Origin of the sequence: Roseivirga sp. UBA1976 (assembly GCF_002336325.1) — a bacterium.
Taxonomy (GTDB): Bacteria; Bacteroidota; Bacteroidia; order Cytophagales; family Cyclobacteriaceae; genus Roseivirga; species Roseivirga thermotolerans.
In genome coordinates, this window is sequence record NZ_DDDQ01000114.1 from 24,860 (window position 1) to 36,264 (window position 11,405).

At 42.7% G+C, this 11,405-nt stretch carries 13 protein-coding genes; 8 read left to right on the top strand and 5 right to left on the bottom strand.

Features of this window, described 5'->3' with window-relative positions:
- The first annotated feature begins 54 nt into the window (after positions 1-54).
- The 4 genes from B3763_RS11340 (at position 55) to metK (ending at position 3,561) form a co-directional block, all read left to right on the top strand.
- Positions 55-771 carry a pyridoxine 5'-phosphate synthase gene (locus tag B3763_RS11340; RefSeq protein WP_286746572.1) on the top strand — a complete coding sequence of 239 codons (717 nt, stop codon included), beginning with the start codon at positions 55-57 and terminating at the stop codon, positions 769-771.
- Complete coding sequence (locus B3763_RS11345; protein WP_286746574.1) at positions 768-1,529, top strand: alpha/beta fold hydrolase; 762 nt, start codon at positions 768-770, stop codon at positions 1,527-1,529. Before B3763_RS11340 ends, B3763_RS11345 begins: the two co-directional genes overlap by 4 nt.
- 1 nt (position 1,530) lies before the next feature.
- The gene (locus B3763_RS11350) at positions 1,531-2,241 is read left to right on the top strand and encodes an SAM-dependent methyltransferase (RefSeq protein WP_286746576.1); all 711 of its coding nucleotides are present in this window, start codon (positions 1,531-1,533) and stop codon (positions 2,239-2,241) included.
- A gap of 66 nt (positions 2,242-2,307) precedes the next feature.
- Entirely contained in the window at positions 2,308-3,561 is a 1,254-nt protein-coding gene (gene metK / locus B3763_RS11355) for a methionine adenosyltransferase (protein WP_189628658.1), read from the top strand.
- 183 nt (positions 3,562-3,744) lie between these two features.
- Here metK and hpf read toward each other — a convergent pair whose 3' ends face one another.
- The 4 genes from hpf to B3763_RS11375 form a co-directional block, all read right to left on the bottom strand.
- Complete coding sequence (gene hpf, locus B3763_RS11360) at positions 3,745-4,041, bottom strand: ribosome hibernation-promoting factor, HPF/YfiA family (RefSeq protein ID WP_189628659.1); 297 nt, start codon at positions 4,039-4,041, stop codon at positions 3,745-3,747.
- A gap of 25 nt (positions 4,042-4,066) precedes the next feature.
- Positions 4,067-4,948 (bottom strand): tyrosine-type recombinase/integrase, encoded by an 882-nt coding sequence (locus tag B3763_RS11365; RefSeq protein WP_286746579.1) that lies wholly within the window; start codon positions 4,946-4,948, stop codon positions 4,067-4,069.
- Between the two features lie 62 nt (positions 4,949-5,010).
- The gene (gene rpsU / locus B3763_RS11370) at positions 5,011-5,205 is read right to left on the bottom strand and encodes a 30S ribosomal protein S21 (protein WP_189628661.1); all 195 of its coding nucleotides are present in this window, start codon (positions 5,203-5,205) and stop codon (positions 5,011-5,013) included.
- Between the two features lie 75 nt (positions 5,206-5,280).
- On the bottom strand, positions 5,281-6,420 hold the full coding sequence (locus B3763_RS11375; protein ID WP_189628662.1) for an acyl-CoA dehydrogenase: 1,140 nt from the start codon (positions 6,418-6,420) through the stop codon (positions 5,281-5,283).
- Between the two features lie 169 nt (positions 6,421-6,589).
- Here B3763_RS11375 and rfbB point away from each other — a divergent pair, with 169 nt between their 5' ends.
- Positions 6,590-7,639 carry a dTDP-glucose 4,6-dehydratase gene (gene rfbB / locus B3763_RS11380; protein WP_286746582.1) on the top strand — a complete coding sequence of 350 codons (1,050 nt, stop codon included), beginning with the start codon at positions 6,590-6,592 and terminating at the stop codon, positions 7,637-7,639.
- A complete protein-coding gene (gene rfbA / locus B3763_RS11385; protein ID WP_189628664.1) occupies positions 7,636-8,499 on the top strand; it encodes a glucose-1-phosphate thymidylyltransferase RfbA in 864 nt (287 codons plus the stop codon). Before rfbB ends, rfbA begins: the two co-directional genes overlap by 4 nt.
- Before the next feature lies 1 nt (position 8,500).
- Here rfbA and B3763_RS11390 read toward each other — a convergent pair whose 3' ends face one another.
- Positions 8,501-9,505, bottom strand: a complete 1,005-nt coding sequence (locus B3763_RS11390; protein WP_286746584.1) for a M28 family peptidase — start codon at positions 9,503-9,505, stop codon at positions 8,501-8,503.
- Positions 9,506-9,655: 150 nt separating this feature from the next.
- Between B3763_RS11390 and rimP the strand changes: the two genes are divergently transcribed.
- Positions 9,656-10,126: a ribosome maturation factor RimP gene (rimP, locus tag B3763_RS11395; RefSeq protein ID WP_286746586.1), complete on the top strand. Its 471-nt coding sequence runs from the start codon at positions 9,656-9,658 to the stop codon at positions 10,124-10,126.
- Positions 10,127-10,131: 5 nt separating this feature from the next.
- On the top strand, positions 10,132-11,376 hold the full coding sequence (nusA, locus tag B3763_RS11400) for a transcription termination factor NusA (RefSeq protein ID WP_189628667.1): 1,245 nt from the start codon (positions 10,132-10,134) through the stop codon (positions 11,374-11,376).
- Positions 11,377-11,405 lie beyond the last annotated feature (29 nt).

An 11,405-nucleotide genomic window follows, 5' to 3' on the forward strand; every position in this document is an offset into this window, starting at 1 on the left:
AGAGTTTTGAAATCATTAACTTGCGCGCAAAGTTATGCAATAAAGACAATTTGAATGACTAGACTAAGTGTGAACATCAATAAGGTAGCTACCATTCGCAACGCCAGGGGAGGAAACAACCCCAATGTAGTTCAAGTGGCCAAAGATGCAGAACGTTTTGGTGCTCAAGGAATTACAGTTCACCCAAGGCCAGACGAACGCCATATTACCACCCAAGATGTTTACGACTTAAAACAGGTAGTAACCACCGAATACAATATTGAAGGGTTTCCTGATGAACGCTACCTAAAACTCATAGAAGAAGTACGTCCCGAGCAAGCCACACTGGTACCGGATCCTCCTAATGTGCTTACTTCTAACGCTGGTTGGGACACTATTGGCCGAGCCGAGGAGCTCAAGCCTATCATCGACCACATAAAAGATCTTGGTGTGCGAGTGTCAATCTTTGTAGAACCGGAGATAGATATTATAGAAGGAGCTGCCAAACTTGGAACAGACCGCATTGAGCTTTACACAGAAATGTATGCTACAGCATACCGAAAGACCCCTGAACAGGCTATTGCAAAATACGCAGCTGCGGCCAAAAGAGCCCATGAGTTGGGCATTGGTATTAATGCTGGCCATGATCTGGATTTGGAAAATCTTAACTATCTGGTCAAGACTATACCCCATATAGATGAAGTATCTATTGGCCATGCACTCATCTGTGATGCCCTGTACTATGGCTTGGAAAATACTATTCAACTTTACTTAAGAGAACTAAATATATGAGCACTCTCAACCACAAGATTCTGGGCGAAGGAGAGCCTTTGGTTATTCTTCATGGTCTTTTCGGCTCATTAGACAACTGGATGACTCTCGGAAAAAAATGGGCGGAGTACCAAAAGGTCATTCTGGTTGACCAAAGAAATCATGGCAATTCTTTTCATCACAATGAGTTTAGCTATGGTGTAATGGCTCAGGATTTAAAGCAGCTTTTAAATGAGTTAAACATTACCAAATGTACATTACTGGGCCACTCCATGGGCGGTAAAACAGCTATGGAGTTTGCTGTGGCATTTCCCGAAATGATTGAGCGTCTAATTGTAGCCGATATTGGACCAAAATCATACCCTGTTCACCATACAACCATTATAAAAGCGTTTTACTCTGTTCCACTCAAGAATCTGAGTTCCCGAAATGAGGCCGATGAGCTGCTTAAGGAGCAAATTCCGGACTTCGGCACTCGCCAATTTTTGCTCAAAAACCTGGCGAGGAGCAAGGAAGGCTTTAGCTGGAAAATGAATCTGGATATTATTGCTAAAAACATTGAAGAGGTAGGAAAGGGCCTTAATCAGAATGCTCGCTTCGAAAAACCCACATTGTTTATAAGAGGCTCTAAATCCGATTACGTTTTAAATGATGACCTTAATTTAATTCATTCCATTTTTACCAACTCAAAAGTAGAAACCATAGAAGGTGCTGGTCATTGGTTACATGCTGAAAAGCCTACAGAATTTTTTGAAATTGTAAATGCCTTTTTAGACTAACATGGCCACAGGAGTAGTATACTTAATTCCCAATATCATCTCGCAAAACACTCAAACAGAGGTGATCTCCGCGCAGGTACAAGATGCCATAAAAGCTACTGACATTTTTCTGGTAGAAGACCTAAGAACCGCCAGAAGATACGTGAGCAGCCTACAACTTGGCCTAACCATAGAGAATCTCGACTTCAGAATTTTAGATAAGAAAACCACCTTTGAACAGTGTTTCGAAATTGCCCAACTTGCCCTTGAGGGCAAAAATTTAGGCGTTATTTCGGAAAGCGGTTGTCCAGGAGTGGCAGACCCTGGCGCCAGACTGGTTCACATGGCACAGCAATTAGGAGTGACTTGCAAACCATTGGTAGGGCCATCGTCAATTTTGATGGCGCTCATGGCCTCTGGTTTCAACGGCCAGTCTTTTGCCTTTCATGGCTACCTGCCCATAGATAGGAAAGCTCGCCAGCAAAAAATAAGGGAGTTGGAGAAGGAGTCTAGAGAAAAGGATCAGACACAAATATTTATGGATACTCCATATCGCAACGAGCCTCTTCTAATGGATATTCTTAAAGTAGCCCGGCCCGATTCGTTTCTTTGTATAGCTCGAGATATTACGGGCGAAAAGGAGCTTATTAAAACAAAACCCGTTGCCAAATGGAATGCGCGCGAGATAGAGCTCAAAAAAATTCCTACTATCTTTCTCCTATATGCCAACTAGAGAATTGTAAAAAGCTTTCACAGTTCTATACATACTCTTATTTTTGCAGCCTTAAAACATTCTAATATGCCATACCTATTTACCTCAGAATCAGTATCGGAAGGTCACCCAGACAAAGTAGCAGACCAAATCTCCGATGCGCTGATAGACAATTTTCTGGCTTTCGATCCGGACTCAAAGGTAGCTTGCGAAACATTGGTTACCACCGGTCAGGTAGTTTTGGCCGGAGAGGTAAAGTCCAACACCTATCTCGATGTGCAGAGAATTGCCAGAGATGTGATCGAAAAAATAGGTTACACTAAGGCAGAGTATCAATTCGACAGCAAATCTTGCGGTGTACTATCGGCTATTCATGAACAATCCGAAGACATTAACCGTGGGGTAGATAGAGCTTCAAAAGAACTGCAAGGCGCAGGCGATCAGGGCATGATGTTTGGCTACGCAACCAACGAAACGGAAAACTACATGCCTCTTGCTCTGGATTTGTCTCACAAGATACTGCAAGTGCTGGCAGACCTTAGAAGAGAAAACAAAGAAATTACTTACCTGAGACCCGATGCTAAATCGCAGGTTACTATAGAGTACAACGATGACAACACCCCTACTCGCATCGATGCTATTGTGGTGTCTACACAGCACGATGATTTTGACGAGGAGGAAGCTATGCTGGCCAAAATTAAATCGGACATCATCAACATTCTGATCCCACGAGTTAAAGCTCAATTGCCGGAAAGAATTCAGAAGCTGTTCAACGATGATATCAAATACCACATCAACCCTACAGGAAAGTTTGTTATTGGAGGGCCACATGGAGATACAGGTCTAACCGGGCGTAAAATTATTGTAGACACTTATGGCGGTAAGGGGGCTCATGGTGGCGGTGCATTTTCTGGTAAGGACCCCTCTAAAGTAGACCGGTCTGCGGCTTATGCAACGCGACATATTGCCAAAAACCTTGTGGCAGCCGGAGTAGCCGATGAAGTACTTGTTCAGGTGTCCTATGCTATTGGGGTAGTTGAGCCAATGGGCATTTATGTGAACACTTATGGTACTTCTAAAGTCCAAATGAACGATGGCGATATAGCCAGAAAGGTTTCCGAAATTTTCGATATGCGTCCTTACGCCATCGAAACCAGGCTCAATTTAAGAACACCCATGTATTCAGAAACGGCCGCCTATGGCCATATGGGAAGAAAAAACGAAGTAGTGAAGAAAGTATTCATCAATTCTAATAATCAGCCTCAGGAGTTTGAAGTAGAACTATTTACTTGGGAAAAATTAGATTATGTAGATAAGGTGAAAAAGGCATTCGGCCTGTAAAATAAAGAGGCTGTTTCAAAAGCTCTAAAACTCCCCATTCTGAATTCAATCAGAATCTATGAGTTCTATAATGAGCCCTGTGAAGACCCTGCAACCTGCCTTTACATAAGGCAGGCAAGTTCAGGGTAACGCTCATTTAGCTTTTGAGACAGCTTCTTTCATTTTCTGTTATAGTTGGGCGACCTAGTGGGCTAGCATTTTTTCCTTATGCCGCTTTATCTGTCTTCTAAGTGCCTCCGTACAATGATCTGTGGCCGCCTCAAAAGAACCATTGGTTTTTTGGGCAAATAACTGTTCGCCCGGCACATTGAGCTTAATCTCTACAGTTTTGTTTTGTACACCCTCATTATTCAATCGAAGAATTACCTCGGCATCAATAGTCCTCTCATAAAAGGTATCCAGCTTGTCTAGTTTCTTTTGGATAAAATTGATCAACTTGATGTCTGCATCGAAGTGGAGTGATTGAACTTGTACTTTCATGATGATATAATTTTAAGGGTTAAACTTATGCCTTTGGGTGGGCCTGATCGAAAACCGACTTCAGCTTGTCCAAAGAATTATGTGTATAAACTTGAGTTGCTGCCAAACTACTGTGCCCCAACAAATCTTTCACCGCATTCAAATCGGCACCTTTGTTCAACAAATGTGTGGCAAAGGTATGGCGCAACGCATGAGGGCTCTTCTTATCCAATGACTGTACCTGACTAAGATACTTCTTCACTATTCGGTAGACCATCATCGGATATGCCTGCCCTCCATTCTTGTTAACGATCAAAAACGAATCGCTATCGTGAGAAAAGGCATGATTTTTCTCAGTTATATAATTTTTTAACAAACTGTTCAATGAACGGGATATAGGAATTATACGCTCCTTATTTCTTTTACCCAAAACCTTTATGGTAGACTGGCCGGGGTTAAAGTCTGAAACCCTTAGACCTAAAAGTTCTGAGAGCCGAATGCCAGTTCCGTAGAGAAGCTCTAGCAACAGTTGCTCCATTTGGCCCTCCAGTGAATCGTCAAAAACTAACCTATTCAGAAAATCGGAAAACTCCTCCTCATTCGCAAAGCCGGGTAGTTCTTTTTTTACTTTTAACGACTTTATCTTGACAGTCGGATCTTTTGAAATAGTATCTCTCTTGAGCAGATACTTATAAAACGATTTAAGTGAAGCAATCTTTCTGTTTACACTTCGGGGAGAAGTACCGCCATCCATCAAAGACAAAACCCAGGCCCTAATCATTAATTGATTGGCTTCGGTTATGTTTAGAACTTTAAACTTACTCTGGCAGAAAAACTCGAATTGCTTTAAGTCGTTTTGGTAAGACTTAACAGTGTGTTGGCTGTAGCGCTTTTCGTAGGATATGTATCTAAGGAAGGAATCTACCATGCCAGTACTGCGTCATTACACACAGTACTAACATAGCAATTTATAACTACTAAAGAAATGGATTAGTAGTTTTCTTTGGCGTACATTTTTTGCTTGTAGGCCGCTTTGATTTTCTCGTTTCTGCGGGTGACAGAAGGCTTCTCGAAATTCGTTCTAGATCTCAATTCTCTTAGAACTCCGGTTCGCTCAAATTTCTTTTTGAAACGCTTGAGCGCCTTATCGATTGATTCGTTTTCTTTTACGTTGATAATGATCATAATCTAAACACCTCCTCTCAAATGGAGCGCAAAGTTAAAGAAAGGATTTACAGATTCCAAGGAAGGTAGAATGATTTACCGAAGTATCTGCCTAGAAATCACCAGTTTTTGAATTTCAGAGGTGCCTTCACCAATTGTACACAATTTACTGTCTCTATAATACTTCTCTACCGGATAGTCCTTTGTATAGCCATATCCACCAAAAATCTGAACAGCCTCATTGGCAAAAGATACCGCACACTCAGAAGCATAGTACTTGGCCATGGCCGACTCTTTGGTTACCGGCTTGCCATTATTCTTTAAGTGAGCCGCCTGGTAGGTTAGTAGCTTGGCACATTCTAGTTTAGTAGCCATGTCGGCCAATTTGAACGATATGCCCTGAAAATTAAAGATTGGCTGATTAAACTGATGCCTTTCTTGTGAATAGGCCAAAGCAGCTTCAAAGGCTCCCTCAGCGATCCCCAAACTCAGGGCAGCAATGGAAATACGACCTCCGTCCAAAACCTTCATAGCCTGAACAAAGCCCTCTCCTTCTTTACCTAACATGTTTGTTTCAGGTATCCGGCAGTCTTCAAAAATCATCTCAGCCGTTTCAGAGGTTCGCATACCCAGCTTATCCTCCTTCTTACCCGCTTTAAAACCAGGGGTGCCTCTTTCTACCACAAAGGCAGTCATTCCATGCGAATCGCCAACTTCTCCGGTTCTCACAATGACCACAGCCACATCTCCCGACTTGCCATGTGTAATCCAGTTTTTTGTACCGTTAATTACCCACTCGTTGCCATCTTTTCTGGCCGTAGTTTTCATGTTGCCGGCATCTGAACCTGTGTTTGGCTCGGTCAACCCCCAGGCACCAATCCACTCAGCTGTAGCCAGCTTTGGTAGCCAACGTTGCTTTTGCTCTTCATTGCCAAACTGTAAAATGTGTCCGGTACACAAAGAGTTATGCGCAGCCACAGAAAGACCAATTCCCGGGTCAAGCTTAGCCACCTCAGAAACCACTGTAATGTATTCATCATAGGTAAAACCAGAACCACCATAGGCCTGGGGTACCAACACTCCCATTAAGCCCAACTCTCCAAACTTCTTGAAAATATGAACCGGAAACTCTTGCTTATCGTCCCACTCATTGCGAAAAGGGGCTATTTCTCTCTCTCCAAAGTCTTTGATCATATCAGCAATCAGTCGCTGATTCTCGTTCAATTCAAAATCCATTTCCCTTATAGTTTGTCGAAAATTACCAAATTTGAGTTACCAAACAAACGATCGTTAGGTAGAATAGTTTAACGATAATTTGGAGAGCTTTAACTTTGAAAATCAGACATTCAACTAAATTGCACCTGTAATTAAAACATACTCAATTAGCTTCGTGAAAAATCCTATCATGAAAAAAATATTGATCACGGGAGGGGCTGGGTTTATTGGCAGCCATGTAGTTCGGCTCTTCGTGAACAACTATCAAGACTATTATATCTTCAATCTGGATGCGCTCACCTATGCGGGTAATCTGGAAAACCTCAAGGATGTACAAGGGGCGTCTAATTATACCTTCTTAAAAGGTGATATTACAGACGCTGGATTTCTGGACGACTTGTTTGCTACCCATCGTTTCGATGGGGTCATACATCTGGCGGCAGAATCGCACGTAGACCGGTCTATTGCCGACCCCCTGGCTTTCGTTAAAACCAACATTATAGGTACGGTCAACTTGTTGAACGCTGCCAAAAAACACTGGGCAGACAACTTGGAGGGCAAAAGGTTTTATCACATTTCTACTGATGAGGTCTATGGATCGCTGGGTGAAACAGGATTCTTCTTAGAAAGTACTCCTTACGATCCTCAATCGCCCTACTCTGCCTCAAAAGCAGGGTCTGATCATTTTGTAAGGGCTTATGCAAATACCTACAAATTGCCCGTGGTTATTTCCAATTGTTCCAATAACTATGGCCCTAATCAGTTTCCGGAAAAATTGCTACCGCTTTGCATACACAATATCAAAAACAACAAGCCTCTACCCATTTATGGCAAAGGGGATAACATACGAGACTGGCTGTATGTGGTAGACCATGCCAGAGCCATCGATGTGATCTTTCACAGGGGTAGGCTGGGCGAAACTTATAACATTGGTGGGTTTAATGAGTGGAAGAACCTGGACATTGTAGAACTTCTCTGTGACGTAATGGACCGCAAGTTGGGCCGTACCTTGGGGCAGTCCAGAAAGCTTATCACTTTTGTGAAAGACCGGGCCGGCCACGACAAGCGTTATGCCATAGATGCTTCGAAAATTAAAGATGAACTGGGATGGCAGCCCTCGCTGCAGTTTGAAGAGGGTTTGGAGAAAACCGTAGATTGGTACCTGGCCAATGAAGAATGGTTGGATCATGTAACTTCGGGTGCGTACCAAAACTATTACCAAAAACAATATCAGATATGAAGGGAATCATTTTGGCCGGAGGCTCCGGCACCAGACTATATCCACTTACATATACTGTAAGTAAGCAGCTAATGCCGGTTTATGATAAACCCATGATCTATTACCCTTTGTCTATACTCATGTTGGCGGGTATCAGAGAAATACTGATTATTTCAACCCCTCACGACTTGCCTAACTTCATTAAATTGTTAGGCGATGGTAGCCGCATTGGTTGCTCGTTTAGCTATGCGGAACAGCCCAAACCGGAAGGTTTGGCACAGGCTTTTACCATTGGAGAGGAATTCATTGGCAACGACAAAGTAGCCCTTATTCTGGGAGATAATATTTTCTATGGATCGGGTTTGCCAAAATTGCTGAAGGAAAATGCCGATCCGGAGGGAGGCATTGTTTATGCTTACCGCGTAAACGATCCGGAACGTTACGGAGTGGTGGAGTTTGATAAAGACATGAATGCCATTTCCATAGAAGAGAAACCGCAAAACCCAAAGTCCAACTGGGCGGTACCGGGCTTGTACTTCTACGACAATCAGGTGGTTGACATTGCCAAAAACCTAAAACCCAGTGCCAGAGGTGAGCTGGAAATTACCGATGTAAACAAAACCTACCTGAATATGGGGCAGCTCAAGGTGAGCACTATGGACCGTGGAACGGCCTGGCTGGATACCGGAACGATTGATTCGCTGATGCAGGCGGGGCAGTTTGTTCAAATCCTGGAAAAAAGGCAGGGTATCAAAATCTCATGTATCGAAGAAATTGCCTACCGAATGGGTTATATATCTTCAGAAAAACTAGCAGAAATTGCCCGGCCTCTTGAAAAGTCGGGATATGGCGAGTACCTACTCGGTTTACTAAAGCAGTAAACTACTCGTTGTAGAGTACAGTGAGTACCACATGTGCCACAGCACCCAATACGTCTTTTGAAATTACCGAAAGATTGTCTTCCTGTGTGTGGTGATATGGCCCAAAGTCATTGACATTTTTCCGATAATCAATAATGTCAATCATCGGTATGCGCGCATGTTCATTCACAAACTTATGATCGTCAATAATCAGTCCCATGCCCATCTCTTTAACAAACAGGTTGGAGTAACCCAGTTCATGGGCAATATCCCATGTTCGGGATAACACTCGGCCGGCATTCTGCTGCGAAACACCATCGTAGTAAAACGTAGACCCCTGAGCCCCTACCATATCCAGAAGAATACCGTAGTATGCCGTATAGTTTGGATTATGCTTGTTTTTGCTCCAATACTGAGACCCCAAACAATACCAAGACTCTTTACCATAGTCTCTGGGATTGGCCACATCGCTCATGTTTTCGTGTTGCCCCCAATCTTCCCCATCAAATAAAATCATATCAACTCCAACAGCAGGAGGGTTGTCGCCACTCATTATTCGAGCTATTTCCAGTAACACGGCCACACCACTTCCGCCATCATTGGCACCATCTATCTTTATCATATCATTGTTTGGGTCCTTATCGCCAAACGGCCTGGTATCCCAGTGAGCTGCCAACAAGATTCTCTTTTTTGCACTAGGGTTAAACGAGGCGATAATATTCTTAAGCTGAACCTCCGTTCCGTCATAAACCCTGTCTTTGAATGCCTGCACAGTCACTTTACCACCATATCCTTCAAACTTATTTACAAACCAATTGGCTGCTTGCTCATGAGCCTCAGTATTTGGCACTCTGGGGCCAAACTCCACCTGCTGCTCTACAAAAGCATACAGTGAATCCTTGTTGGGTCTGGGAGCCTCTTTTAAGTTCAGGCTTGCTTTTGCTACAGAAATTTTGCTTCCCGTAGAGTCGCAAGAAAAAGTAATAGCGGCCAAAAATGCCAACAGCAGTAAACAGGCTTTTTTCATAACATCTTATTCTTGAGGTAAAAATAAAGGCATTTCTGGTTCTGAACGAATGAAAGAGCTATTTGATATGAAATAAAAAACCTCTATTTTTGCAACACTTAATGGTTACTTTCCAGAGGGGACAGCAAGTCCCCTCTTTCATTATTGACTATGAAAGAACTAACAGACCAAATAAAAACGCTTGCAGAAGGCCATTTGAAAGACGACAGCTACTTCATTGTAGATGTGATTTCCAAAGGTGTTTCGGGCAAAACAAAGATTTTGGTGCTGTTAGATGGAGACCAGGGAGTAACCATAGATGATTGTGCCGAATTGAGCAGAAATTTGGCTGAAGATATTGAACTGGAAGATCTTATAGATGTGACCTATGTACTGGAAGTTTCTTCACCGGGTCTTGACCACCCGCTTGCATCGCTAAGACAGTTCAGGAAAAATGTAGGCCGCAAACTGAGGGTCAGACTGAAGTCAGGAAGCCAGATAGAAGGCAACCTTCAGGTAGTAAACGAAGCCGCCATAGTGTTGGCTGCAGAAAGTAAAGAGAAAAAAAAGAAAGTGGTAGAAGAGAAAGAGATTTCCTTCGCGGATATTGAAAAAGCCAATGTGTTAGTGTCATTTAAGTAAAGAAAATGGACAGTGGAATTTTAATTGAGTCTTTTGCAGATTTTGCAAAGCAGAAAAATGTCGATAGACCTACCATGATCAGAATTCTGGAAGATGTTTTCAGAACAATGATCCGCAAGAAATTCGAAGTAGACGATAATTTCGACATCATCATTAACGCAGACAAAGGAGACCTTGAAATATGGAGGTTTAGAGAAATCGTTGATGACGACTCTGAAGATATTTGGGACTATGATAAGATTAGTCTCACCGAGGCCAGAAAAATTGAGCCTGACTTTGAAATTGGCGAAGAAGTAGCTGAAGAAATCAAGCTGGAAGACTTTGGCCGAAGAGCTGTAATGACCGCTCGTCAGACACTAATTCAACGAATCAAAGACCTGGAGAAGGACATTCTGTACCAGAAATACAAAGACTTGGTTGGCGAAATTATTTCGGCCGAAGTTTATCAAATTCTGGGCAGAGAAGTATTGCTGGTAGATGGTGAAGGTAATGAGCTTTCACTGCCTAAGAACGAGCAAATTTCTAAAGACAGATTCCGTAAAGGAGACAACGTAAGAGCCATTGTAGATCGTGTTGAAATGATCAATGGCAACCCGAAAATTATCCTTTCCAGAACATCTGGTGAGTTCCTCGAAAGACTGTTCGAAAGCGAAGTTCCGGAAGTATACGATGGCCTCATTACCATTAAGAAGGTGGTTCGTGAGCCCGGTGAAAGAGCAAAGGTAGCTGTTGAATCTTACGATGACAGAATAGACCCTGTAGGAGCTTGCGTGGGTATGAAAGGCTCCAGAATTCACTCCATTGTAAGAGAGTTGCAAAACGAGAATATTGATGTGATCAACTTTACCGACAACATGGAGCTCTACATTGCCAGAGCTTTGAGTCCGGCAAAGATATCGAGCATGAAAATACTGGGCGATGAGGGACGTGTATCTGTGTATCTCAAACCAGATCAGGTGTCTTTGGCCATCGGAAAAGGAGGCCAAAACATTAAACTCGCTTCTAAGCTGGTTGGCTTAGAAATAGATGTATTCAGAGAATTGAGCGACTACGAAGAAGAAGATGTTGATCTGGACGAATTTGCCGATGAGATTGACAGCTGGATTATCGATGAGCTCAAAAGAATTGGCCTTGATACTGCCAAAAGTGTTTTAGCCCTTGCTCAAGACGATATTGTAAGAAGAACTGAGCTGGAAGAAGAAACCGTAAAGTATCTATTCGAAATCCTTAATAAGGAGTTCGAGCAATAGTAGAATTTTATAAAACCTTAAAAAGAGGG